This is a genomic window from Bacillus niameyensis, from assembly GCF_001375535.1.
Classification (GTDB): domain Bacteria; phylum Bacillota; class Bacilli; order Bacillales; family Bacillaceae_C; genus Lederbergia; species Lederbergia niameyensis.
This window is the reverse complement of the sequence record NZ_LN831197.1, coordinates 477385-502957: the sequence shown is the minus strand read 5'-3', so window position 1 is coordinate 502957 and position 25573 is coordinate 477385. Positions and strand designations below refer to the sequence as shown.

Sequence of the window (25573 nt, the reverse complement as noted above, 5' to 3'; positions counted from 1 at the left end):
CTCCTTAAAAAGAATCAATCATTTGAAACATCGGGAAGAAGATAGAGATATAAATGATTGCAACTATTAGTCCAATCACTGAAAAAATAATTGGTTGAATAATCATCATAAATCTCATCATCATTTCTTCTAACTTCTGTGCACAAATACGACTATAATAAAGAAGTTCCTTATCCAAACGCCCATTTTTTTCCCCATGAGCTACCATTAAGACCATTTCGCTTTCTATAAAACTTATATTGGTGATGGCCTCCGAAAACGAATAGCCTATTAAAAGTTCTCTTTTTATGACCTTACCTGTCTCTCTCATTAGCGGAAGAAACGCTTGGGTTTCCATAATGTGAATAATATCGTTTAATGAAAAGCCGCTCTTCAACAGAAAACTCCACTCTCTTGACAGAAATATTGTTTGATATAACTTGTAAAAGGTTTTGAAAAAGGGAATGGAGGCCAAAAAATCGGCTCTTTGAAGTACTGTTTTTTTATTCAGAGTCCTTCTGAAGAATAGAATGACTATGGTGAGAAGGATGAAGGAAAAAAATAATAGATAAGGGAAATTTTCGAGAACATAAAGTATGAATTGGGTTATTCCACTAGGCTGGTAGCCCATTGTTCCATACAATACTTGAAAACGTGGCAGTAATAAGGTGTGAAGGAGAATGGAAACGAATACGAGGACACAAAACAAAACAGTTGGATACTGTAATAATTTGAACCATTTCTTTTGGTCCTGATCCTTTTGCAGTAAATACTTTCCACATTCTTTGAACGAAGTTGCTAAAAAACCATGCCTTTCAGCGAAATAAATAGTCGCACATGCGTGACGATCAAAATCATGTTTAAGTAACACTTCATGGATTGGAGCTCCGGCTTGAAGCTCTTGGATGATGGATTGAAATCGTTGATGCTGGTCTACTTGTAAATTGGCAAGAAATTGTAATACTTCCAACAGCGTAAAACCATTTTCCAGTAGGTCACTTCCTCTAATAAAAAATTGACTTTGTTCTTTCAATTTCATTTTCTTCATGAACGATCCATCTTCGATACTCTTCTTGAGAGATGTATCCAAGTGCAACCCCCTTTGCAATTAATTTTTGTAACTTGTTATATGCGAACGGATCACCCCCTTTCCGAAGGTCGTTCATTGCTTGAGTAAGAACATAACCGTGTAACATTTCATAAATACCTGTTCTTTTTAAATGATTGGGTCTTATACAATACTTTGAGCAGTTGAAACCGCAGAAAGGGCATTTTATTGAAACTAATCTCTGACCAGTAACAGCTAGCAATGTTTGTTCAATTTCATATTCTTTAATCCCAAATTCAAGTAATCGATAGAGCGCACCTACGGCATTCCTTGTATGTATACTTGATAAAACAAGATGACCCGTCATTGCTGCTCGCACAGCGATCATCGCGGTTTCAGCATCACGAATTTCACCAATCATAATTACATCAGGATCGTGGCGCAATATCGCCTTTAGCCCACTTTGAAAACCAATACCAGCCTTTTCATTTACTTGTACTTGCAAAAAATAATCATTTTGTTTTTCTACAGGGTCTTCAAGGGTAATGACACGACGATGTAGATGAATGGAACAATATTCAGCTAGCGAAAACATAGTTGTAGATTTTCCACTACCGGTTGGCCCCGTGAACAAAATAAGTCCATGTGCTTGAAACATAAATGATTGCAAGATTTTTATACTCGATGGGAATAAAGATAATTTTTCAAGGGATAGGGATTGATGCTGGTGGAGTATGCGAATAACAATACTTTCTTGTGACTTGGCGGTTGGTAAAGTGGAAATTCTTAGTGAAGTAAAGGTTCCGAAGAAATGGGACTGCAGTGAGCCGCTTTGCGGTTTTCGTTTTTCACCAATGTCCATGGAGGCCATAAACTTAAAATGAGAAATAAGTCTCTCCCCCAATTGATGTGAAATTTTTTTGTGCGATGATAAGCTGCCGTTAATTCGAAATTCGATGAGATAGGTTTTAGATCGAGGAGCTATGTGCACGTCTGTAGCATCATAGTATAAAGCTTGAGAAATGAGGGCATTTGCAATTTTTTCAATGCTCATTGCTCATGAAACACCACCTTTTTTTATTTTCTTGTTAAATTCATTATTCGACAAGCTTTTCAATATTCCTGCTAATAAATAAAAAATTTTAAAAAATAATTTTCCGGATTATGAGGTATACTTATATAATAAAATATACATGAGAATAGTATCACGCAAATGTCACAAAGTTACTCGCTCTTGTATTTACTTTTTCAATACTATTCCTTTATAATAAGGTATTGATGGATTACTCGCTGCAAAGGAGGGGATACATATGGATCGTATGTATAGAGTATTGGGTTTTTGGACAGGTATTTTTGCTATTATGTTGTATCTTGGCGGCATGGATAAAACAGCCTTATTATTTTTAGGGCAAACTGGATTCTTTGTTCTTCTTAGTTATTTAAGATTATCCGAGCGGATGTATATGTATGTGTTCGCTGCCTATTGTACTGTATTTATGGCTGGATTTACATACTATACATTGTTCTTAATGCCTCCAGGTGGCGGATTAGGTTAAAAAAGACTGCGCATGCAGTCTTTTTTACATTTTTTATTATTTGAGAAACGGATTTTCATTTTTCTCTTTTATAACGGTCGTCATAGGACCATGCCCTGACAATACGTGTGTATGATCAGGCAATACTAACAATTTTGTATGAATACTTTCCATTAATTCGCTATAACTTCCCCCAGTTAAATCCGTTCGCCCAATACTTGATGCAAATAAAGTATCACCCGCAAATACAATCGCTGATTCTTTTACATAATAAGAAATACTTCCTGGAGAATGTCCAGGTGTATGGAAAAGTTCAAATGAAAAATTACCGATTTTTAATTCACCTTCTTCATGAATTAGCTGATCAGCAGGTTTAATAGTTATTTCCGTGCCGAATCGCTTTGATCCATTCAATAAAGGATTTGTTAACCATTCTGCTTCCATTTCATGTACGTACACAGGAATATTCCACTGCTCTCTAACTACATCTATTGCACCAATATGGTCAAAATGTGCATGCGTAAGTAAAATAGCTAACGGTTGATACCCTTCTTTTTTTAAGTAAGTGTTTAATTCCTGACCTTGCTCACCTGGATCAAATACGATACATTCTTTTTTAGAATTAAATAATAAATAACAATTAGTTTGCATCGGACCAAGCGGGATTTGTAGCCATTTCATATTTTTCCCTCCCTTTATGATTTAATATTATCATTCCCTATTAGAAAATTGAACGAATGACAATTTTATATAGCCATATACTAAGTAAAAGATCCGCCTGTTTATATGTAAACGTCTATTTTTCACTAGCTTTCAAAGAAGTGTCACTTTTACAACTCGACAAACTGAAGAAAAAGCATTAAAATATGAAGGAGTATAAAGGTAAATTATATACATAGTTGTACGATTGATTATATTGTGAAAGGAGCATTTTCATAATGGGTATCTCTATTATTTTTCTTTTAGTTGCATTACTTGCTGTTTTTGGTACTTTTAGTGCTTTAAAAAACAAAAATATCCTTGGGATTTTATTTGGCGGAGGAACTATGCTTGTATTCGGCTTTTTTGCGATTGCAACACTAATCCATCTTCCCGATTCTCTACCTAAATAAAAATGAGCAAGCATTGCGCATGAAGCTAGACAAAGCTAAGGAAGAGGCAGTTAACAGAGCTGCCTCTTTTTTATTTTATTATAAGATTAAAGATTTTAGCTGAATCTAGATCTAACAACTGTTCAAATAGGTGACCATACAAACAGTATTTTCCATTCGGTGCACACGAAATTGGTTTATTGTCTAATTGATCAATTATGACCTTTTTTGTGTTTTCCTGTAAGTTAAAACTTATCAATTGGAATCCTTCTTTATAACTATCTGCGCTTTCATGTTTTTTAGGCACAAAAGATAAAAAAACATGATTACTGTCCATATAATCATAAAATGGAATTAGCCAATCTGTATATTGAGTTAAATTAGGCGTAACAATCGTTGAGTATTGTTCTAAATTTTGATCATAAAAATGGTACTCCATTATGTCTGGACGGTTTGTAGGAACGTTTATAGTCATGAGCTTGTTTCCAAGTACATCAAATCGATATACCTGCTCTATGAGGCGTTGCCCTGCCTCCATATTATCGAGCGATTTCTTAATAATAGGTGCAAAAAATTCCTGTTCTTCCCTATTCCACTCTTGCTCAAGAATCCCATTCTCTCCAATCCACTTCATAAAAGGTTGTAATCCTTCAACTTTATTGATAGTTCGGTCTTCTACATGGATATACATTGTCTCATAGGACCAATCTTCATAAAAAGCCGTTACTAACATTAAATTTGGATCTTGCTCATTCCATTTATAAGTTAATTCGTGCGACTCAATTTCAGTTGAGTAAAAAGTGTTTCCTCGGGGATCTATAAAATAAACTGTAGCAGCATAAGAGCTTTTGGAAGTGTGAACAAAAAGCATTTGGCCACTTTGGTGAATCTTAACGTTATTAATCGGATGTTCTGAAGTGAAAATAATGCGTGAACTACCATTAAAAAGTTCATAAGAAGCTATTATATAACTGCCTTCTTGAACATAGGAGTATAAAATTGTTTGATCATCAAGCCAACCGTATATCTTATCCACATTTGCTTGTTTAATCTCAACAGGGACCAAATCTGGCTTTTGTTCAGGTTTTGCAGTTTCTTGTTTACCTTCTCCAACCGGCTCATCTAAGTTTGGCTTTTCTTTGTCTATACTTACACAACTAGCAAGCAGAAATAAGCTGCTCACAATTACTATTATCCATGAATTTATTTTCCCCCCCATTATAATCATCCCCATATTAAAAATAACGCTCCTGTAAAAAAACTCCCGCAACATATGTTGGGGAGTCAATTATTTAAATTTCTTCAGTCTTCATAAAACCTTAATAAGTCACCATTAATAATTTTGTCTGAGTAACCCAGTTCTTTTTGTACTTTTTCTTTATACGGCTCACAATAGGAGTCCTCAATCGGTTCTTCAGTTTCCTTAGAGTAACAAGTATCTCTAGTATAAACATATTCACGAGTAATAAAGCTTCCATCACGAAATACAATGAATTCGCGATGATCCGGCGAGAACAAATCCTCGCCAAATTGAATATCGTTTTTCGTATTGACACCCATTAAATGCAAGAGTGTAGGTTTCAAATCGATTTGTCCACCGACTTTAGATATGACCTCTCCTCTACCATTATTAGTTACACCTGGAATATGAACAAATAATGGGACTCGCTGTAATTGCGCACTAACAAATGGAGTTACTTCTTTGCCTAAATATTGCTCCATTGCCTCATTATGGTTTTCGGATATTCCGTAATGATCTCCATACATGACAATTATAGAGTTCTCATATAAACCTTCATCTTTTAATTTTTGGAAGAACTCTTTCAAAGCTTCGTCCATGTACCGTACTGTTTGAAAATATCGATTTAAAGTCCCGCTTTTCGAATCATATTCATCAATATATTTATCTTCTTCGTCTAGTCGGAAAGGATGGTGATTCGTCAACGTAATCATTTTTGTATAAAATGGTTTCTCCATCGATTTCATAAGTTCAACAGATTGGTCAAAGAAAGGACTGTCTTTCATTCCCCAACCTACCGATATTTCTGGAGTTATGTTGTAATCAGTTGCAGAGTAAAAGTAATCATAACCGATCGCTTGATACATAATATCCCGGTTCCAGAAACTTTTATTGTTTGCATGCATCGTTGATGTAAAATAACCCTTTTCACCAAGTTTCTCTGCCATTGCATCAAGTTCATTACCTGCATGAGTAAAGAAAACCGCACCCCGACTTAATGGGTATAATGAATTTTCGAGCAAGAATTCCGAATCAGATGTTTTCCCTTGCCCTGTCTGGTGATAAAAGTTCTCAAAATAGTAACTGTCATTGATTAACTCATTTAAAAAAGGAGTTACTTCTTCACCATAAACATCATTATTAATGACAAAGCTTTGTAAAGATTCCAAGCTAACAACAATCAAGTTTTTTCCTTCTGCTACGCCAAACATATTTGGATCCGGCTTAACAAATTTAGCTCTTACATAGTTATCAATATCAACAAGCTCACTGCCATCAGCCATAGCACGCTGTGCAGAAGACTTTGATTGTAGGAAAATATCATACAAGTGATAGTTATAGGTTCCAAGATTCTTAACTAGTATTTCTCTGTCAAAAGTTCTAGTTAATAGTTGAGGGCGTTCAGCTTCTGCTAAACCAGTATTGAAAAACAACATGGCAGCCGCCAACAGAAAGTACGCTCTGCGCTGAACCTTCTTAATTGGTACAAACTCAACATTCTTACGAAAAAAGCGAATAACGAAATAAAGGATCGCTACATCAACAAAGTAAAGGAAATCATACCAATGAATCTCTGTTAGGGCACTGTCGCCTAAATCGCCGAAATTCGTAGTTTGAAATAAAACTGGCAATGTTAAGAAATCAGTAAAAAAGCGATAGAAGACAATGTTTCCGTAAAGAATTAAACTTAATAACAAGCTAGTTCCGAATATATACCTCATTTTAGATTTCTCTGTTTTTAAGAAAAGCGAAATACCAAAAATAAATAACAAAAAGCTTATCGGGTTTATAAATAAAATAAGCTCCTGCATGAAATTTTCAATGGTGATGGTAAAACTTGTTTTGTAGACAATATACGTTTTGATCCAGAGCAGAAAAACAGCGATTACCGGAAGAACGATATTGGCTCTTTTTAGTTTACCCACTACAGTTTACCTCCCTGAGCTATTAAAACTTAAATAAATACCAATATTTATGAAGTGTTTTTTACATTATCGAATATGATAATATCTTTCTTGTTTAAAATCAATTGAAAGAATATTCACCAACTTCCTTTTTCATCCCAAACAATTGTATTCTCTATTCCCTATCTATAGACGCATAAACATCAAAAAAGTTTCACTATTTGTCCACCTTTTTTGTTTTTCATACTTTAGACACAATTATATATATACATAGAAGGGAAAAATGAAAGGGCAAGAATGGATTTTTCTCGCCCTTTCATTTACTTTTAATAATAGTCATGAAATTGTCATAATAGATTAATACTTTTTTAGAATTATTTACATAAAAGAATTTTACTCTTATATTTTATTTGCTGCAAGCCACCCAGCACCAACGATTCCAGCATCATTACCTAGTTTAGCCAAAACGATTTCTGTCGATTCCGCTACTGCTTTAAAGGAATACTGGTCAAACGCTTGTCTGATCTTGTCGAGTAAGAAGTCGCCAGCCTTCGACACGCCGCCACCTACTACGATTCTTTCAGGATTAAAGACACTTCCAATGTTGGCCAGCGCAAGTCCTAAATGATCAGCAAGCGACAATACTGTTTCCAAAGCAAGTTGATCGCCAGATTTTGCAGCGTCAAAGATATCTTTTGCAGAGATTTTACCATTTTGCTGCAAGAGATCCTTTAAAACGGAGTTTCCTTCAAAAGTAGCTAATTTGTCAGTAGCAGTGCGAACGATTCCTGTAGCAGACGCAACGGTTTCTAAACAGCCTCTCTTTCCACAATTACACAAATACCCGTCACGCGGTACAGACGTAAGGTGTCCAATCTCACCTGCAGCACCATTGCTTCCGTGGACAATGTCACCATTTACGATAACGCCACCGCCAACTCCAGTACCGAGAGTAATACAGATTAAATCTTTTGCACCTGAACCAGCACCCTTCCACATTTCACCGAGAGCTGCAGCGTTTGCATCATTTTCAATGGCAACAGGAACATTTAAAGCTGATTGCATTAAATCGCGAAGCGGGAAATTATCTTTCCAACCAATATTAACAGCTCCTTGAAGAATACCGTTCTCAGTATCAACTGGACCAGGAGCACCGACCCCTGCAGCTTTCAAAGATTCATATGGGATGTTTAATTCTGCAAGCTTATTTGTTACCGCAACTTTAACATCTTCCATAATTTTTTTTCCGTAGTCTGTTTTATCAGTTGGAATTTCCCATTTTGCGAGAATTTCTCCTTTTACTGTAAAAAGAGCCAGTTTTACAGTAGTCCCTCCTATATCAATACCAGCTAACACCTTTTGATTACTCATTTTTATCCCCTTTTCTCTTTTTATTTTCATTTTCCATTTCTTTTTTTAAAATAGTTAAAGCTCGCTGCATTTCTTCTTTACTAATTAGATTAGAGAAAAATAATTCCTTTACTTCCATTTCCATTAATTCGATATCTAGCAATCTTTCACCCATATAGGTGAAAATTCCGAATCTCTTTAGCATTTGCTGAACATCATAAACAAACTTCACGTTTTTCACCACAGTTTTAATTGTCTAAATTTAATTTCATTAAGCTAATCATACTATATCAAATAATTAGCAAGAGATTCAATTTTTTTCACTAATATAGCTGGCAAAAAAATGCCAGCTATCACTTTAATTATTTGAACCGAAAGCACTTTTTAAAAATCGATCTTCCATACCTGGAATTCGCATAATTGTATTGATCCCGAAACTTCTGATCTGTTTGTTGCCGAGAAGAAGATTTAACAATCTGTACCTAAAACGAAAGACTAGGGATAAAGCGGTCAATGCCATGACCCATTTTATTATTGTTTTCATAACTAATCCCTCCTAGTCTTAGAATGACAATTAAAGCTAAAAATTATGTATTCTTCTTGCAATTAATAATTCCCTGTTCGGTAATGATTTGGGTAATTGGAAGATCATATTGTTCGATAGGTAGTTCCTCTTTAATTTGTTCTGAAAATGCTAGCGAAAGCTTGGTACCTTGAAAACGCATTAAATAGCGATCATAATAGCCACCGCCAAAGCCAATTCTATAACCTTCTTTTGTAAAAGCGAGACCTGGAACAATGAGTAAATCGATATCGCCACTTTTTACCTCTGTTGCATGATCTTCCTTTGGCTCAAATAATTCATAATAGACACTTTCCATTTGATTAAATTCATGAATTTGAAAAAACTTCATATTTTTCGTTGAAGGATAACATTTAGGAATAACTATCGCTTTTCCTTCAGCCCATCCCTCACGAATCACTTGCCACGTGTCCACTTCTGGAAACCGTGATACAGTAATTCCGATGACAGAAGCATTTTTCCATTCATTAGTATGAAAGAGCTGCTTAGCTATATGATAAGATTGATGTTCATATGTAATTTTATCTATCGCATTTAATTTAATCTTCATTTCGTTTCTAATAGAGGTTTTATCCATTATTGTCTCCTTATCGATATACTAAAAAACGCCAGGAACACTGGATAACCAATGGTTCTGACGTTTTTGCGATCGATTACTTCGTTTCTTTGTGTAAAGTAACACGTTTCTCTCGGGGGCAATATTTTTTCAACTCAAGACGATCTGGATTTGTACGTTTGTTTTTTGTTGAAATATAGTTACGTTCATTGCATTCTGTACAAGCTAATGTAATATTAACGCGCATGTCTTTCCCTCCAAACTTCAATACATTCTTAACAATCTATGCGACTTTTCTATAATAGCACTATTCCAAAGGAAATTCCAGTTCATTTTTTTCGAATATCGTATAAACGTGAACATAGAGGAATGTGTCGAATTATGATATAAATAGAAGGAATATTCCTTAAGAGGTGAACTATGAGTACGTTAATTATCATTTTATTATCTTTATCAATTCTCTTATTTATTCTCTCTTTTTTTCAACCTGACAAAACAAAAACAATTGAAAAGGATATGGAACAATTATCAATGAAAATTCTTCAAGAAAATTATCTTTTGAAAAAGAGAGTAAAAGTTCTTGAAGAGGAATTACTTTTGGAAGAAAGTGCTTTAAATAATATTTCAAAACCTCAAGCAACTTCTGAACCAAATGAAATTTTAAAAAATCATGTCATTGCCCTGTATAATCAAGGTCTCGATTTAAAGCAAATTTCTAAACAATCTTCCTTACCGATCCAAACGATCCGATCGATTGTGAATAACCAAAAACGAGTGAGGGGGTAATAACATTATGGACAAAAGAACAACGAGAGCATTCGCTTCAGGTCTACTACTCGCTTCTTTATTTTTAATTGGCCATAATTCTCTGTCTAAGCCCTCCAGTACTGAAAAATCTGAGCCATCAAGAGTCGGATATGTAGAAATAACAAAAAAAGAATATGAGCAAATAAAAAGCGAAACTAAAGAATGGCAGACTAAGTACGAAAAGTTGGCTAGTGAAAAAAAGACAGCGAAAAAAGCAGATAGTGCATCAGATGAAAAAACAATACAGGAATCATTTCAATTAACTATTTCCGAAGGGATGACGTCAAAGGAAATAAGTAATGAATTGGAAGAAGCTGGTTTGATTGAAGATGCTGAAAATTTTAATGACTATTTAGCAGATCAAGATTTGCAGAGATATTTACAAATAGGCAGTTTTGAATTAAAGACAGGCATGACATATAAGGAAATTGCAGAAATTATCGCAAAGGAAAAATAAAAAAGCAGGCGCACCTGCTTTTTTATTTTTCCTCATTATTCTTATTCCCGATATTTGCACGTTCCGCTTTGAGATCGAAATAGGCTTTCAATACGCGTGTACCAATATCCGAGTTAATACTATTAGAATAGTTATTCTTGTTCAAATAAGCTGACGGAACAAGCACAGCCATTGCTATTTCTGGATTTTCATATGGGGCATAAGCTACGAGTGACAAATTCCAGACACTTTGTCCTTGATCAAAAGTTTCAGCAGTACCAGTTTTTCCAGCTGCATCAAACTTTTCAAATGCTGTCCCTGTAGCATTAGATTGGTGAAACACTTTCCAAAAACCGCTCTGGATTTTTCCAATTTCATAATCTGATGCATCAATCCGATTTAATGCCTTAGGTTGAATTTCTTGAGCTATAGGTCCTAAATTGCCTTTTCCATCGCCTGGATTGCGAATTTCCTTGACAATATGGGGCTGCATTCGATAGCCGCCATTGGCAATCGTTGAAACGTACTGAGCGAGTTGCAGCGGGGTAAACGTATCATACTGACCAATCGCAAAGTCAAGTGCTTTACCTGCTTGGTCATTTTTATAATCTCCCTTATATCCGCTCATCTCTCCAGGCAAATCGATTCCCGTCATTGTCCCAAGTCCAAATTGACTAAAATAATAGCGCATATCTGTAAATGCCTTATCCTTATCAATACTCAAATAGCCACCCTGGGTAAAATTATTTAGGCCACCAATTTTCATAGCTGTTCGAAACATATACACGTTAGAGGAGCGTGCTAAAGCTTGTTGTTCATCCATAAATCCTCCTCTGCCAAACCAGGAACTTTTTGGCCGAGTAGTTCCTTTAAAGTACAACGGTTCATCTAAAAGGTGATCCCCCGGTTTGTTAACCCCAGTCATAAAGCCAGTCAAAACCGTCGCACCTTTTACAGCAGACCCAGGTACATACGCAGTTGTAAAATTACCGGCGGCGAAGTCTTTAAAGGTGTACTTTCCTTCTTCCTCATCATAGGTATATTGCTTACCTGACATTGCTAATATTTCACCTGTATGTGGATCCATTAACGTAACAAAGGCCCGATCTAATAAACCGGTTCCCGCTTTTCTTTTTGTTTTTATAATTTCCTCTTCAATAATTTTATCTACGATTTGTTGCAATTCCATGTCGACTGTCAAAATTAAGTCTTTCCCACGTTCACCTTCATGAACAATTTCTGTTTCAAGTATATTACCGGATTTTGTAACATTTTTGATTTTTTCCTTTTGACCTCTAAGCACATCTTCGTATTGAAGCTCAAGATAGCTTTTTCCCACACGGTCGTTTCGGCTATATCCTTTGGACAAATAATAGTCTAATTTCTCAGCAGGAAGTCCCTGATTCACATTCCCTAATATCGAGCGTAAAGTATCTCCATAAGGATATGTTCTCTCCCAGTCTGTTGTAGTGTCTACACCCGGAAGATCTGATAGGTTTTCACTTACTATCGCCATTTCATCAAGTGTTACATTTTTGTTTTTTACATATTGCGGGTCGAGAGCGTAGCCACTAATAAACTCACGATACACAGCCAAAACTTCTAAATCTTCTTCTGTTAGTGAAGCTAAGTCTTCATCTGTTATTCGCTCTCTTTGCAGTTTATAGGCTTCAGAATCTTTCCCTTGATATTTTTCCCACTCTTTTTCAGTCAATTTAGCCTTTGCTTTTTCCGGATTCTTCAAAATCCAAAAATCAACTTTATCTCGTTGAGTAATTTTATCGGTATTTTGATCGATAATTTCCGCTAATTTCTCCGCAGTTTCAAGCGTCTCTTTTTGGTTCGGCGACTTAGGTGCTGTATAAATAATCGCCCGTTCCGCTTCATTTTCAACGACAGGATTGAAGTTGCGGTCATAAATTAAACCTCTTGGCACGGTTGTTCTGACGGTGACATCTTCCGTTCTGTCTAATTCCCTCTTCGCGTCTTCCCCGTGAACAATTTGAACATAGCCTAAGCGCAAAATTAACACGGAAAAGAGAGCAAAAACAACGAAAAACAATATATTCATTCGCAATGGAACATGCGTTTTTTTCTTCTTTTTATTATTCTTTCTCAACTGATCCAGCCCTTTCTTCTCTACTCCTATCTTCTATTGTAGAAGAAAACATAGCTCAAGACCAGTGAAAAATTTCTTAGTTAGAAATTGCCTTATTCAACTTTAAGTTTTAATAGTAATAAGGAGGCAAGAAAATGACCTAGCCCAAAAATTACTAATAAAATGGGGATCACAATGGACGGATTATAAATTTTAATTGCTGCAATAAAAACTATAATCGAAAAAATCCTACCCGCATTTAAAAATAACTCCTTAACAACAATATACTCAATCCGCATTTCTCCAGCTTTCCAACTTTTCCCGATCACATCCAAAGTCATAGAAGAATATGGGACGAGCATGAGTGGATAAGCGATTCCAATAATGACACCGTATGTAAGCAAAAGAGGAAATGTTGGTTTAAATATGATCAGGAAAATAGCAGCAAAGAGGATCGTTCCTCCAATAATCATTGCTTTTTTCCTTTTTTCTTTCTTGATTAATTTAGTCGCAAGCGTGTAAATGATAAAAGCTGTTCCCGCATGCACAAGCCCGTATGTACCTAAAGATAGTTCATTTTCTGTTGTAATAAAGATGTACACGGAAATGACAAAAACGAATATTCCTTCACGGGTTCCTTGTAGAAAATGAGCATTTGTCACGTAACGCCAATTTGCATTAGACTTTCTTTCTTGATAGATACGCGGAAATAAATATCGACCATTAGAGGGGCGTCTGCGGAGAAAAAAACTTGTAATAACCGCAGTGGCAAACAAGGCAAGTGAAATACCAAAAATGACAGAATAGCCAATATTAGATTCAAATCTTGTAATAATGAAACCGGCTGTGATGGGACCAATTAAGCCACCAGATGAAGACAATGCTCCCATAAAGCCATTAAAAAAATCTCTCGTTTCCGGTTCGGTAATTTCAAATGTTAGAACATTAAACGCCAGCCAATAAAATCCATAGCCAATTCCAAGTAAAGCTCCTAAAACTACCAAATAATGTGAAGACTTCTCTCCAAAATAGAGTACTGCTATGAAAAATAAAGCTAAAGTTATAACACCGATTCTTAAAACAATAACACGATCAATTTTTTTCGCCCATCTTCCCGCTAAAATAAATGTAAGTGGCTGTAAGATCACAATTGCGAGGTTAAAAATGGCAAGGTCAGTAAAACTTTGTGATTGTTTCCAAAGATATACATTTACAAACGTATTGGATAATGAAATGCTAAGTGAGTAAAGCCCACCTATAGACAATAAAAGGACAAGATCCTTTGTAACATCAATTCCATCGTAAAGTTTTTTAAATTTAAGCATATACAAACTCCCCTTTTCCTTCTCTTTATCTTTAGTGAAGAAGGGAGAATTATACGAATAAAAAATAAAACGAACTGCGATCAACGCAATTCGTTTTATTTTTTAATGTATCTTATTTTGCAGCATCATATTGCTTTTGAACTTCATCCCAATTAACTACGTTCCAGAATGCTGCCATATAGTCTGGACGACGGTTTTGGTAGTTCAAATAGTAAGCGTGCTCCCATACATCAAGGCCAAGAATAGGAGTCTTACCTTCCATTAAAGGACTATCTTGGTTAGGAGTGCTTGTAATTTCTAGCTCTCCATTATCAACTACTAGCCAAGCCCAACCAGAACCGAAGCGCCCTGCTCCAGCAGCTTGAAATTCCTCTTTGAATTTATCGAAGCTGCCAAATTTATTATCGATCGCTTCTTTAACAGATCCTGTTGGTTCGCCGCCCCCGTTAGGAGACAATAATGTCCAGAACAATGAATGGTTTGCATGTCCCCCACCATTGTTTCTTACAGCGGTACGAATAGACTCAGGAACAGCATCTAGATTCGCAATCAAATCTTCTACTGATTTGCTAGCCAATTCCTCATGTCCATTAAGAGCATTATTTAAATTAGTCACATAAGTGTTATGATGCTTTGTGTGATGGATGTTCATTGTTTCCTTGTCAATATGAGGTTCTAATGCCTCATATGCATAAGGTAATTTTGGTAATTCGTAAGCCATTGGTATTTCCTCCCTATGTAATTATTTTGAATCGTTCAACGATTCAACCGTTTACAATTTAAGATTACCAAAATTAGCTATTGGATTCAATTTATTTGCTTTACTCGGCGATTAAAAGAAAACTTTCATTTTTACCTATCATTTTACTTGATAATAGTTACCTGCCCCACCTAAACTAAAGTGGATAAGTATTTTGAAATGGAAGTGGAAAGATGAGAAGTCTATCAATATTTACTCTATTATATAAAAGTTGCTATTCTTTTAAAGATATTGCCAAATTTAGGTTTATGGATATTGGAAAAACTTTCAAGTATGTATTTTTTCTAATACTTATTTATTTTCTGCCAACTGTCATAAAGATGTTAGTAATGGATAAAAAGTATTCCGACTTAACATCAACATTTGATGGAGGAAGCCTTGTTATTATTTTACCTTTCTATATAATAGGCATGTATATTTTGTATGCGGGTATTATTTTTATAAAAATTTCATTTTTAGCATGGCTTGCCCAACTAATTGCAAAAAGTACTAATCAGTCTCTACCATATCGAAATAGTTGGCGATTAGTTGCTTTTAGTATAACCTTACCCACAATTCTATTCGGGTTAATACCGTTATTGAACGTGACTATCCCATACGCAGCTTTGTTAGATGTGTTCATTGCGCTAATATATATTTTCTTCGGAATCAAAAAAATGCCTGTTCAAAAAAGAAAACAATTATCATAATTACTCCCTTTCTATCATATTGATGAATTAACATGATAGAAAGGGTTTTTTATTATGAAAAGATTAATCATTTCAATTGTTAGTTTAGTTGTTATATATAGCGTATATCACGATTTAACAGCAGGGACAATTCCGGCAAGTTCAGCCATTGTTCAAACCAATTTGGAGGAGCAAAAAACAGCTCTAGATCCCTTTATTGAGTTAGAAATAGCTAGTGGCGATACAGTCATTTCAATTATGGAAGAAAGACTAGCAGGTCCCTTACCGATCCCAATTAGTCAATTAGTCAAAGACTTTGAAAGATTAAATAACGGTACAAAACCTGAACAAATTCAGATAGGAAAAAGCTATAAATTTCCAATCTATCAATAAGACAATCACTAAATATATCCAATCTGTTGTAAAACCACCTAAAAGATTGATACAATATGAATGTGGAATAAAAAAGCGAAAGCGTCTCGTATTGCGACGTACAAACTTTTTTAAATAAGGATGACGGCTAAAGAAAAGACGGTCTGTCGCATGCAATTGAGATGAAATGAGAATAATTTTATTGTTATAAAAAGGAGAGACATGTCCTTGGGTGAAATTACACATCGTACGAAAACACGCCCTGTTAAAGTCGGAAATTTAACAATTGGTGGAGCTGACCAAGTTATCATACAGAGTATGACAACAACTAAAACACATGATGTCGAAGCTACTGTTCAACAAATTCAGCGTTTGGAAGAAGCAGGATGTCAAATCGTAAGGGTTGCCTGTCCAGATGAACGAGCAGCCAATGCTATTGCTGATATAAAAAAGAGAATTAACATTCCATTAGTTGTCGATATTCATTTCGACTATCGACTTGCGCTAAAAGCTATCGAAGGCGGAGCAGATAAAATAAGGATCAATCCTGGTAATATTGGAAAGCGAGAAAGAGTCGAAGAAGTCGTTAAAGCGGCTAAGGCAAAAGGGATCCCGATTCGAATTGGTGTTAATGCTGGTAGCCTTGAAAGAAACATTCTAAATAAATATGGTTATCCAACAGCCGACGGGATGGTCGAAAGTGCTCTACATCATATTAAAATCTTAGAAGATTTGGATTTTCACGATATAATCGTTTCCATGAAAGCATCCGATGTTCCACTTGCTATTGAAGCTTATGAAAAAGCCGCAAAGGCATTTGATTACCCTCTTCATCTTGGAATTACCGAGAGCGGAACTCTCTTTGCAGGAACAGTTAAAAGTGCAGCTGGCTTAGGGGCGATCCTTAGTAAAGGAATAGGCAATACAATGAGAATTTCTTTAAGTGCCGATCCCGTAGAGGAAATAAAGGTTGCAAGAGAGTTATTAAAGTCATATGGACTACTTTCCAATGCCGCAACTCTGGTCTCCTGCCCTACCTGTGGAAGAATTGAAATCGATCTAATCAAAATTGCCAATGAAGTGGAAGAGTATCTCCAAACGATTAAAGCACCAATTAAAGTGTCTGTGTTAGGCTGTGCCGTAAATGGCCCTGGTGAAGCTAAAGAGGCAGATATCGGGATTGCAGGTGCTCGTGGCGAAGGACTTCTTTTTAAAAAGGGAAAAACTGTTAGAAAGGTTCCGGAAGCCACTATGGTCGAGGAATTAAAGAAGGAAATTGATAAAATGGCTGAGGAATATTATCAAAAACAAGAAGAAGAAAGAATTGCAGCTGAGGTAAATGAGGGTGTCTAACGGCAGCCTTTTTCCGTTATACCCCCGCCCATCATGAGCTAACTTATAAAGGGAGGAAATTATTATTATTAAAAAATTTGGCATCGATATCGATGGGACCGTAACTTGTCCAACATCGTTAGTTCCCCACATTAATAAAGCTTTCGATTTAAATATAACACTGGATGATTTAACCGAATATGAAATAACGGATTGTTTAAATATCTCTGAAGAATCCTTCTATAGATGGTTTAAACAAGCTGAACCCACTATTTATGCGGAATCTCCGCTGGCAAGGGATGCAAAATCTATCCTAGCACAATGGTTTAATAACCATGAACTCTTTTTTATCAGCGCAAGAGAACATACACTTATGGATGTCACTAAAACTTGGTTTACCAACCATCAAATTAACTATCACCATATCGAGTTAGTTGGCAGTCATGATAAAGTAAGTACAGCTAAAAAAATGGGTATTGACATATTTTTTGAGGATAAACATGATAATGCTGTTAGCTTATCTGAAGAATTGCAGATTCCTGTTATCCTTTTTGACACTCCCTACAATCGAAAACCTGCACCTTTAAATGTTATTCGGGTCCATAATTGGCTTGAAGCAAGAGACTGGGTAGACCAATGGTTAAAAACAGAAGCAAATGAATTACAACTAAGGTAAAAGAAATGGCTGTCCTAATGGACAGCCATTTTCTTTTATTTCTTTCAACAGTAGTTTCCCTAAGGAATATTGTTTAACCTTTTATTATTTACTACATGCAGGACATTTTCCATAAATTTCAAATTTATGGTCTGCTACAAAATACCCTTTCAAGTCTCCAGTAACTAATTCCATAGGACACATCTCAATTGCCTTCGTACTACCACATGTTAAACAAATAAAATGGTGGTGATGATGATCAACAGCTGTACAAACATACCGGAAATGTTTTTCACCAGCCAATTCTGTTGATTCCAAAATTTCAAGGTCATTAAATAATGATAGATTCCGATAAATCGTATCGAAACTTAAGTTTGGGTAATTTACTTGCATGTGCTCAAGTACTTCTCTCGCTGTAAGATATTTATTACTTTGAGCAAAGATTTCCAACATCTGTTCTCGTTTATCCGTCACCTTATAACCCTTGCTCTTCACAGTTTCGATAGCTTCATTTATATTCACGAGTTTTCACCTCGCTGTATTTTGATTGGTCGTTTTCCATGCATATGCTTCCAGAATATAACAATAAGCAAAATAGCAATTGAAATGAGTACAATAGTACCACCAGGAGCCAAATCTAAATAATACGCACTTATTAAACCGCCGACTACGGCTATTTCTCCAAAAAGTATAGATAGGCCTATTGTCTGTTTGAAGCCGTGTGCTATTCGCATACTGCTAGCTACTGGAAGTGTCATCAATGCTGATACGAGCAGAATACCGACAATTTGCATAGATGCAGCAATGACAAGTGCAATCATTATCATAAAAATAAAGTGGATACTCTTAGCGGGAATACCAGAAACTTTAGCATGTTCTTCGTCAAAAGATAGTACAAATAGTTCTTTATATAGAATTACTATCATAATAGATACAAATACCGTAATCCCTAGTATAACATATAGATCCGTTCTTGAAACAGCACTAACGCTTCCAAACAAATAGCTAAATAAATCCGTGTTGAATCCTTCAGCAAGTGAAATAAAAATAACACTCACTCCAATCCCACCGGATAAAATGATTGGAATCGCGAGTTCTTGATAATGTTTATAGACCATTCTCAACCTTTCAATTAATACTGAGCCAAGAACAGAAAAGCCCATGCCCATATAAAGCGGGCTTAAACCAGAAAATAAAATGAACTTTTTACTTATAAATAGACTTGCTGCAATACCAGCAAGAGTCACATGACTTAAGGCATCTGCAATGAGGGACAGTCTGCGAACAACGATAAATGTACCTAACAAAGGGGCAATTAGCCCAATCAAGATTCCAGTTAAGAATGTATTTTGTAAAAACTCATATTGAAAAATTGCCGTTATCACAACTGCTCACCTTCTCCCCTTGAACTATGCTCATGAGATAGCAGATGAACATCGTGATTATACATCCCTGATAAATCATCGGTATCCAATTTTTCAAATTCTTCCACTTCTCCATGGAAGTGTAATGTTTTGTTTAAACAAGCTACATGAGACACTTTATTCGTAATCGTTCCAATATCATGCGTAACCAATAATAAAGTAATTCCTCGATCTTTATTCAATTTTTCTAGCATATCGTAAAAGGATTGAACATTCATTTCATCTACACCGACTGTCGGTTCATCAAGAATTAAAATATCAGGGTTGGAAACAATTGCTCTAGCGATGAAGACACGTTGTTGTTGTCCTCCCGATAATTCACCGATATTTCTTTTCGTAAAGTTCTCCATACCTACGGATTTTATCGCCTTCATTACCTCTTGTTTATGATGATTTTTCATAAAATGGAATAATCCTAATTTCCCGACCAAACCACTCTGTACAACCTCAAATACCGTTGCTGGGAAACCACTATTAAATGAATTAGCTTTTTGCGATACAAATCCAATTCGGTCCCATTCCTTAAATTTAGTTTGACCAAATAAAGAAACAGTTCCTTTTTGTGGTTTTAACAATCCTAAAATAAGTTTGATTAATGTCGATTTTCCCGACCCATTAGGACCTACCACTCCTATAAAAGCTCCTTTTTGAACCTCCATATTAATATTCTCTAAAACGTTTTCCCGATCATAGCGGTAACTAACCGCTTTTATCTCAATAATGGGCTCACCCATTAAAAACACCTCACTATCTAGCTTTACCTCTCAAAAACATTAAGTTGCTTCTTACTATGTTTACTTGTTGTATACGATACCTCATTAGATCCCTAACCTGTATCAATAGATTCCACATTAATAAGAATGATTACGATTTACCAACTACAAAATTATATAACATTCAATAGCTTTTGTAAAACATCTAGTTTGTCCATTTTCTTTGAACAGAAAATATTTATCACGTTTTCAACTTCTTGGGCATACATTTTTATTGGGAGTGATAATCGTGAAAATGATTAAAAATATGGTGAATTTTAAAGTGAATATGATTACGGGAGACGAGTTATTGAAGTATGCAAAACAATTTAACTTCCAAATAACGAAGGACGAAGCAGAAAAAGTCGCAGCATTTTTAAGGGGGAAAAATATGGATATTTTTGATGACGCAACTCGTTCGCGTATCATTAGAGAAGTTGCCAAAATCTCAGGTCCAAAAACAGCAAAGGAATTAAACAAGTTATTCATCCAATTTACTAAATAGCCTACAGAAGAACACCTTTTTTCTAAAACGAGGCTTTCCCATACTATGGAGTGGGAAAGCCTCGTTTTTAGATCTTCTTATTTCAATTACAAGACCAATTCTCCCGTGATCATTTCCACTAAATGCTCATTAAAATGTCCACTTTTAATCATTTCGATTTCGTGCTTATATGGTGCTTTTTTATTCTTTTTATCAGTACCAACGAAAGGAGTTTCGAGAATCTTTGGTATATCAGTTAATTGTGGATGATGAATTATATAATGAAGCGCGTCAAATCCTATGTGACCAAACCCTATGTTTTCATGACGGTCTTTTCTTGCACCACGTTCATTTTTACTATCATTAATATGAAGTACTTTAATACGATCGACTCCTATTAATCGATCGAATTCATCAAGGACTCCATCGAAATTTTGGACAATATCGTACCCAGCATCATGTGTATGACATGTATCAAAACAAACAGATAATTTCTCATTATACTTTACTCCATTAATGATCTCTGCAAGTTCCTCAAAATTCCGACCACATTCAGAACCTTTACCTGCCATTGTCTCAAGTGCAATTTGTACTTCTTGATCAGCAGTCAAAACCTCATTAAGTCCTTCGATAATTTTGGATATTCCTTTTTCCGCACCTTCTCCGACATGTGCTCCAGGATGAAGAACAATTTGTCTTGCACCAATAGCTTGTGTTCTTTCTATTTCCTTTCGAAGAAAATCAACACCTAACTCAAATGTGGCAGGATTTACACTATTGCCGATATTAATAATATAAGGAGCATGCACAACGATTTCCTCAATACCATTCTCCTTCATGTGGAGAGCACCTGCTTCGATATTAAGTTCCTCTATTTTTTTCCTTCTTGTATTTTGCGGAGCGCCTGTATAAATCATAAAAGTATTAGCACCATAGGAAACTGCCTCTTCACTTGAAGCAAGCAACATTTTTTTACCACTCATGGACACGTGGGATCCAATTTTTAACACCCTTTTACTATTCTCTGATGGTTGGGATCGATTTTCTATCATTTCCTTTGCTCCTCCCCCATAGTTTTTAGGAATTTTTATTCCTTAGTACTTTTCTTTCTCTTTTAATGATTTGATCTTTTTGCTTTTGCATTTTCTTTTTATAACCAGGTTTTACCTTTTTCGGCTTTTGGACTATTTTATTTGCTTTTACTTGTTCTTCAGAAATAGTTTTCTTTCGATTCTTACGTCGATTTCGTTCCGCAGATTCAACCCATTCACCATGTTTAAGATCGAAATATCGAAATGGTATACCCATCTTTTCTAATTGTACAAGCGAATCTTCATCGGAAGGTTGGTAAATCGTAGTAGCAATTCCTTTATTCCCTGCTCGTGCTGTACGTCCTGCCCGATGAATATAAAAGTCAAGATCTTTCGGCAACTCAAAATTAATTATGTGACTAACACCCTCAATATCAATACCTCTAGCAGCTAAGTCAGTAGCCACTATATATTGAAAATCAAGATTACGGATTTGTTTCATAACTCTCTTTCGTTCCCGCGGACTAATATCTCCATGGATCCTTCCAACCTTTAACCCAAGTTCGATCAATTTGTCCGCAACCTCATCTGCCATTTGTTTTGTGTTGACAAAAACGATTGCTAAGTATGGATTATAGGAAAGAAGTATTTCATTTAATAGTTCAAGTTTATTCCTGCTTTTAAGCGGAATCAAAATATGTTCAATATTTTTTGCAGCAAGCTGGTCAGGATCAACGTGTTCATACTTTGGATTTTCCATATATTTCTTTAAAAAGGGTTTTAATTTTTCTGGAATTGTAGCAGAAAATACGAATATTTCTAATTCCTTAGGCATTCTTCCTGCTATTTGATCAACATCATGAAGAAAGCCCATATCGAGCATTAGATCGGCTTCATCAACTACCAAAGTTTTAGTTTTATAAAGAGACAATACTTGTTCCTCAATCATATTATTGATCCGACCTGGAGTACCAACAACAATATGAGGCTGTTCCCTTAATTTATCAATATCTCTTTGCTTATCCGTTCCACCTATTAAACGTTTAGCGGTAATCTGGCGGTTTTCATCAAACCGCACTATCTTCTGAATCTCTTGATAGATCTGATCGGCCAATTCCCTAGTGGGAACCGTTATCACTGCTTGTACCTGTTTTATTTCAGGATTAATTAGATTCACAATAGGTAATAAATAGGCATGGGTCTTACCAGTACCTGTTTGGGATTGTCCGATCGCACTTTCCCCATTCAAAATTAATGGAATCATTTTACTTTGAATTTCAGTTGGTTGATGAAACCCAGATTCCTCTATTGCTTTATAAATAAACGACTTAAACTGAAATTGTCTGAAGTTGTCCGACATTCATTTCACTCCTTTAAAAAGGATCACTTCAAAGTGTTTATTATAAACTATTAATGCATCAATCACAATAATTTACGTCTATGTGACGGCATATATCCAAACTTTTTTGCAACTACAGCATAAATTGATTATAGACGAAAAAAAAGATGTTGTTTAATCAAGAAGTTAAAAAAATTTCCTAGCTTATCGAAAGGAGGTTCATCCATGGCAATGCGACCGCCTACTCCACCGAGAATGGGGTTCTTTCCTCGAAACGTTGGAAATCCAGGTTTATTCGGTCAAGGAGCAAGAGGAGTATCACCATTTGCCGGTCCACCAAGAGTACCAGCTAGCAGAGGCTTATTGTCTCAATTATTTCAACGCTCTGGAGCGACACAGGGAGCAGCATCGATGTTTTCGCGTGCAGCTGGAGCCGGAACCGAAACTTCTCTTTTACAAGGATTAACGAATCCACAAACGATTACTAGTTTTTTAGGAAAGACACAAAACTTTCTAAACACGGCGCAACAAATTGGTCCATTGATTCAACAGTATGGACCATTAGTAAGAAATTTACCCGCAATGTGGCGAATTTATCAAGGATTACAATCAAGTCCGGATAATGAGGAACAAGATAACGAACCAAAGGTTGAAGAGACTTCAATGAAAGAGGAAACGAGTTCTGAAGAGGAAAGTAAAAATAACAATTCGTCACCGAGGGTAGAAAAAAAGAAAAGTACGCAATCTAAACAAGTGAGATCTTCAAAAAAGAAGAAGACTGGTGAATCCGTTCCTAAATTGTATATTAATTAATCTTCTCCTGCATTAACTAAGTGTAACACCTACTGATTAAAGTATCACTTTGTCACTCTGTTAAGAACAAGATGCGTTGGCATTTGTGAATTGGGGTTATATGGTGAATTATTAACTCATATTACACTCCCTTCCTCCGTTTGCGTATTGTCAAAACATCTATAGTAAAAGGTTAATAATTCCTTGATTTAAAAGGGTTTATAGACAAAAAACTTGCCACCCCCTAAAATCTTTGGATAATTGAGGTTACCAGACCACCAACAACCAAGATTAGGAAGTGACAAGTTGTACCCTCAATTATTAACCTATTTACTTCAATTTATCAAGTACCAAGATCAAATGATCCGTACTTTACAAACTCTTCTCATTGGTAAAAACATGTTTGAGAAACCTTTAGAAGAGCCAGTTAATAAGCCTTATCGAAAACTGCAGGTAGATGACCTTCCGATCATCGAAACCGTAAAAAAATTTGATTACAAATTACTTTTAAACGAGTATCTTGAGGAACATGGAAAGGTCCTCAAACCTGTTCAAAGACGTTCTAACGCAAAGGCCACTGTACCAAAAACAATGAACTGTCCACAGTGTGGAGCTCCATCAGATTATCTGTACGCCAATAATGGTGATAAAGGGCAGTTTCAATGCAAGGTTTGTTCTTGCCTTTTCAGTGATAAGAATCGCTTTTCTAAAGAGGCCATTCTTAAGTGCCCTCACTGTGCAAAGACCCTTGATAAGATTAAAGAAAGAAAAGATTTCTCTGTCTACAAATGTAGAAATAATGACTGTTCTTATTATCGAAAGAAACTGAAGACCATGTCTAAAAAAGAGAAAAAGCGGTTTAAGAAAGATCCTCAAGCATTTAAATTGAGGTATATCTTTCGTCAGTTTCACATTGATTTTAGACCTTTATCTAAGAGATCATTCGAGTTACCAAAAGTCGATTTATCTAGGATTTATGCTTCGCCACACGTTTTGGGTCTGATCTTAACCTATCATGTGAATTATGGGCTTTCAGCCCGTAAGACAGCAGCCATTATGCAAGATGTCCATGGTGTTGCAATTTCCCACCAAACCATTTTGAATTACGAAAACAGTGTGGCTCTATTGCTTAAACCGTATGTGGATCATTATCCCTATGAGCTTTCTGATCAATTCTGTGGCGATGAAACCTATATCCGAGTCAATGGAAAGTGGCACTATTTATTTTTCTTTTTTGATGCAGTAAAGAAGATCATTCTCTCTTATCCAGTGTCTCCAAATCGCGACACGGTAACGGCTATTCGTGCCATTGATGAAGTGTTAGTTAAAATGCAAGATATCCCTAAAGATCTTACCTTCGTAGTGGATGGAAATCCCATCTATCTTTTAGCTCAACACTTTTTTGCCCAGAACGACATCAAATTTGATGTGAAACAAGTGATTGGGCTTACCAATGAGGATCCTATTTCAACTGAATACAGACCGCTAAAACAAATCATCGAGAGATTGAATCGTACTTTCAAGGGGAACTATCGTTCCACGCATGGCTTTGGTTCAGAACATGGTTCTGTTTCCTATGTCACTTTGTTTGTCGCTTATTTTAATTTTCTGCGGCCACATGCCTCTTTAGAAGGAAAGGTACCTGTTGTGAACACAGCGTTATCGGGTCTTCCTACCATGCCAGCACGGTGGACAAAATTGATCGATTTAGCTCAGCATTGGATTGTTCAACAGCGGTTAGCCTAACTTTTTGTTTAGCTGAGCCCTTGTGTTTTTGGATCTGTTCAGCAATCGGCGTAGCGAACTCTTGACAAACCGAACTTGCCAATGGTTTAAAATTGGAAAAACCAAGGGCTTATTTGGCCTGCCTTCTTTTGTCCCCTTCGCCCTTGTTACTCTGAATTCAAACCATTGGCGTGTTTGTCAAGAGCGATTGCGACGGGTTTCCACTCCGTTTCGGGATGAATCACTAAAATTAGGCTTTAGTTTTCATAGAACTTTTTACAATACCT

The 25573-nt window shown here is 35.9% G+C and carries 29 protein-coding genes; 11 read left to right on the top strand and 18 right to left on the bottom strand.

The window, feature by feature from the left end:
- Nucleotides 1-4: 4 nt before the first annotated feature.
- Both comGB and comGA read right to left on the bottom strand, forming a co-directional pair.
- Nucleotides 5-1027 carry a competence type IV pilus assembly protein ComGB gene (gene comGB, locus BN1243_RS02455; RefSeq protein ID WP_062104691.1) on the bottom strand — a complete coding sequence of 341 codons (1023 nt, stop codon included), beginning with the start codon at nucleotides 1025-1027 and terminating at the stop codon, nucleotides 5-7.
- Nucleotides 984-2081: a competence type IV pilus ATPase ComGA gene (gene comGA / locus BN1243_RS02450; protein WP_062104690.1), complete on the bottom strand. Its 1098-nt coding sequence runs from the start codon at nucleotides 2079-2081 to the stop codon at nucleotides 984-986. Before comGA ends, comGB begins: the two co-directional genes overlap by 44 nt.
- A gap of 256 nt (nucleotides 2082-2337) precedes the next feature.
- On the opposite strand from comGA, the gene BN1243_RS02445 reads away from it, so the two are divergent.
- Nucleotides 2338-2583, top strand: coding sequence for a DUF2626 domain-containing protein (locus tag BN1243_RS02445; RefSeq protein ID WP_062104689.1), 246 nt, complete (start codon nucleotides 2338-2340; stop codon nucleotides 2581-2583).
- Nucleotides 2584-2619: 36 nt separating this feature from the next.
- On the opposite strand, the gene BN1243_RS02440 is transcribed toward BN1243_RS02445, so the two are convergent.
- On the bottom strand, nucleotides 2620-3243 hold the full coding sequence (locus BN1243_RS02440; protein WP_062104688.1) for an MBL fold metallo-hydrolase: 624 nt from the start codon (nucleotides 3241-3243) through the stop codon (nucleotides 2620-2622).
- 257 nt (nucleotides 3244-3500) lie between these two features.
- On the opposite strand from BN1243_RS02440, the gene BN1243_RS21320 reads away from it, so the two are divergent.
- Nucleotides 3501-3674 carry a DUF2759 domain-containing protein gene (locus BN1243_RS21320; RefSeq protein ID WP_069201752.1) on the top strand — a complete coding sequence of 58 codons (174 nt, stop codon included), beginning with the start codon at nucleotides 3501-3503 and terminating at the stop codon, nucleotides 3672-3674.
- 70 nt (nucleotides 3675-3744) lie between these two features.
- Here BN1243_RS21320 and BN1243_RS02435 read toward each other — a convergent pair whose 3' ends face one another.
- The 7 genes from BN1243_RS02435 to rpmG all read right to left on the bottom strand — a co-directional run bounded on the left by BN1243_RS02435 (nucleotide 3745) and on the right by rpmG (nucleotide 9533).
- Entirely contained in the window at nucleotides 3745-4872 is a 1128-nt protein-coding gene (locus tag BN1243_RS02435; RefSeq protein WP_062104687.1) for a YqgU-like beta propeller domain-containing protein, read from the bottom strand.
- Between the two features lie 83 nt (nucleotides 4873-4955).
- Entirely contained in the window at nucleotides 4956-6818 is a 1863-nt protein-coding gene (locus tag BN1243_RS02430) for an LTA synthase family protein (RefSeq protein WP_062104686.1), read from the bottom strand.
- Between the two features lie 378 nt (nucleotides 6819-7196).
- The gene (locus BN1243_RS02425) at nucleotides 7197-8168 is read right to left on the bottom strand and encodes an ROK family glucokinase (RefSeq protein ID WP_062104685.1); all 972 of its coding nucleotides are present in this window, start codon (nucleotides 8166-8168) and stop codon (nucleotides 7197-7199) included.
- Nucleotides 8161-8379, bottom strand: coding sequence for a YqgQ family protein (locus BN1243_RS02420; RefSeq protein WP_062104684.1), 219 nt, complete (start codon nucleotides 8377-8379; stop codon nucleotides 8161-8163). The genes BN1243_RS02425 and BN1243_RS02420 overlap by 8 nt, the downstream gene beginning before the upstream one ends.
- A gap of 126 nt (nucleotides 8380-8505) precedes the next feature.
- A complete protein-coding gene (locus BN1243_RS02415; RefSeq protein WP_062104683.1) occupies nucleotides 8506-8691 on the bottom strand; it encodes a hypothetical protein in 186 nt (61 codons plus the stop codon).
- A gap of 43 nt (nucleotides 8692-8734) precedes the next feature.
- Nucleotides 8735-9307, bottom strand: coding sequence for a 5-formyltetrahydrofolate cyclo-ligase (locus BN1243_RS02410; RefSeq protein WP_069201751.1), 573 nt, complete (start codon nucleotides 9305-9307; stop codon nucleotides 8735-8737).
- Nucleotides 9308-9383: 76 nt separating this feature from the next.
- The gene (rpmG, locus tag BN1243_RS02405) at nucleotides 9384-9533 is read right to left on the bottom strand and encodes a 50S ribosomal protein L33 (RefSeq protein WP_062104682.1); all 150 of its coding nucleotides are present in this window, start codon (nucleotides 9531-9533) and stop codon (nucleotides 9384-9386) included.
- 173 nt (nucleotides 9534-9706) lie between these two features.
- Here rpmG and BN1243_RS02400 point away from each other — a divergent pair, with 173 nt between their 5' ends.
- Nucleotides 9707-10072 (top strand): hypothetical protein, encoded by a 366-nt coding sequence (locus tag BN1243_RS02400; RefSeq protein WP_062104681.1) that lies wholly within the window; start codon nucleotides 9707-9709, stop codon nucleotides 10070-10072.
- 7 nt (nucleotides 10073-10079) lie between these two features.
- Nucleotides 10080-10550 (top strand): MltG/YceG/YrrL family protein, encoded by a 471-nt coding sequence (locus BN1243_RS02395; protein WP_062104680.1) that lies wholly within the window; start codon nucleotides 10080-10082, stop codon nucleotides 10548-10550.
- 22 nt (nucleotides 10551-10572) lie between these two features.
- Here BN1243_RS02395 and BN1243_RS02390 read toward each other — a convergent pair whose 3' ends face one another.
- From BN1243_RS02390 to sodA, 3 genes are all read right to left on the bottom strand, one after another.
- The gene (locus BN1243_RS02390) at nucleotides 10573-12600 is read right to left on the bottom strand and encodes a peptidoglycan D,D-transpeptidase FtsI family protein (RefSeq protein WP_084782241.1); all 2028 of its coding nucleotides are present in this window, start codon (nucleotides 12598-12600) and stop codon (nucleotides 10573-10575) included.
- A gap of 140 nt (nucleotides 12601-12740) precedes the next feature.
- A complete protein-coding gene (locus tag BN1243_RS02385; RefSeq protein ID WP_062104678.1) occupies nucleotides 12741-13952 on the bottom strand; it encodes an MFS transporter in 1212 nt (403 codons plus the stop codon).
- A gap of 112 nt (nucleotides 13953-14064) precedes the next feature.
- Nucleotides 14065-14673, bottom strand: a complete 609-nt coding sequence (gene sodA, locus BN1243_RS02380) for a superoxide dismutase SodA (protein ID WP_062104677.1) — start codon at nucleotides 14671-14673, stop codon at nucleotides 14065-14067.
- 212 nt (nucleotides 14674-14885) lie between these two features.
- Between sodA and BN1243_RS02375 the strand changes: the two genes are divergently transcribed.
- From BN1243_RS02375 to BN1243_RS02360, 4 genes are all read left to right on the top strand, one after another.
- Nucleotides 14886-15401: a DUF1189 family protein gene (locus BN1243_RS02375; protein ID WP_062104676.1), complete on the top strand. Its 516-nt coding sequence runs from the start codon at nucleotides 14886-14888 to the stop codon at nucleotides 15399-15401.
- Between the two features lie 54 nt (nucleotides 15402-15455).
- Nucleotides 15456-15773 (top strand): hypothetical protein, encoded by a 318-nt coding sequence (locus tag BN1243_RS02370; protein ID WP_062104675.1) that lies wholly within the window; start codon nucleotides 15456-15458, stop codon nucleotides 15771-15773.
- A gap of 201 nt (nucleotides 15774-15974) precedes the next feature.
- Nucleotides 15975-17105 (top strand): flavodoxin-dependent (E)-4-hydroxy-3-methylbut-2-enyl-diphosphate synthase, encoded by a 1131-nt coding sequence (gene ispG / locus BN1243_RS02365; protein WP_154669788.1) that lies wholly within the window; start codon nucleotides 15975-15977, stop codon nucleotides 17103-17105.
- A gap of 64 nt (nucleotides 17106-17169) precedes the next feature.
- Nucleotides 17170-17760: a hypothetical protein gene (locus tag BN1243_RS02360; RefSeq protein WP_062104673.1), complete on the top strand. Its 591-nt coding sequence runs from the start codon at nucleotides 17170-17172 to the stop codon at nucleotides 17758-17760.
- Between the two features lie 84 nt (nucleotides 17761-17844).
- Here BN1243_RS02360 and BN1243_RS02355 read toward each other — a convergent pair whose 3' ends face one another.
- From BN1243_RS02355 to BN1243_RS02345, 3 genes are read right to left on the bottom strand one after another with little or no spacing between them, the layout of a single operon-like run.
- Nucleotides 17845-18261, bottom strand: coding sequence for a Fur family transcriptional regulator (locus tag BN1243_RS02355; protein ID WP_062104672.1), 417 nt, complete (start codon nucleotides 18259-18261; stop codon nucleotides 17845-17847).
- Nucleotides 18258-19124, bottom strand: coding sequence for a metal ABC transporter permease (locus tag BN1243_RS02350; RefSeq protein ID WP_062104671.1), 867 nt, complete (start codon nucleotides 19122-19124; stop codon nucleotides 18258-18260). Before BN1243_RS02350 ends, BN1243_RS02355 begins: the two co-directional genes overlap by 4 nt.
- Complete coding sequence (locus tag BN1243_RS02345) at nucleotides 19121-19897, bottom strand: metal ABC transporter ATP-binding protein (RefSeq protein ID WP_062104670.1); 777 nt, start codon at nucleotides 19895-19897, stop codon at nucleotides 19121-19123. The genes BN1243_RS02350 and BN1243_RS02345 overlap by 4 nt, the downstream gene beginning before the upstream one ends.
- Before the next feature lie 202 nt (nucleotides 19898-20099).
- Between BN1243_RS02345 and BN1243_RS02340 the strand changes: the two genes are divergently transcribed.
- Nucleotides 20100-20420, top strand: coding sequence for a DUF2624 domain-containing protein (locus tag BN1243_RS02340; protein ID WP_326569827.1), 321 nt, complete (start codon nucleotides 20100-20102; stop codon nucleotides 20418-20420).
- Nucleotides 20421-20506: 86 nt separating this feature from the next.
- Here the strand turns inward: BN1243_RS02340 and BN1243_RS02335 are convergent, their stop codons facing one another.
- Nucleotides 20507-21409 carry a deoxyribonuclease IV gene (locus tag BN1243_RS02335; protein ID WP_062110316.1) on the bottom strand — a complete coding sequence of 301 codons (903 nt, stop codon included), beginning with the start codon at nucleotides 21407-21409 and terminating at the stop codon, nucleotides 20507-20509.
- Nucleotides 21410-21476: 67 nt separating this feature from the next.
- Nucleotides 21477-22790, bottom strand: a complete 1314-nt coding sequence (locus BN1243_RS02330) for a DEAD/DEAH box helicase (protein ID WP_062104668.1) — start codon at nucleotides 22788-22790, stop codon at nucleotides 21477-21479.
- A gap of 204 nt (nucleotides 22791-22994) precedes the next feature.
- Between BN1243_RS02330 and vrrA the strand changes: the two genes are divergently transcribed.
- Entirely contained in the window at nucleotides 22995-23582 is a 588-nt protein-coding gene (gene vrrA / locus BN1243_RS02325; protein WP_062104667.1) for a VrrA/YqfQ family protein, read from the top strand.
- 285 nt (nucleotides 23583-23867) lie between these two features.
- Nucleotides 23868-25307, top strand: coding sequence for a DDE-type integrase/transposase/recombinase (locus BN1243_RS02320; RefSeq protein ID WP_062104485.1), 1440 nt, complete (start codon nucleotides 23868-23870; stop codon nucleotides 25305-25307).
- The last annotated feature ends 266 nt before the right edge of the window (nucleotides 25308-25573 follow it).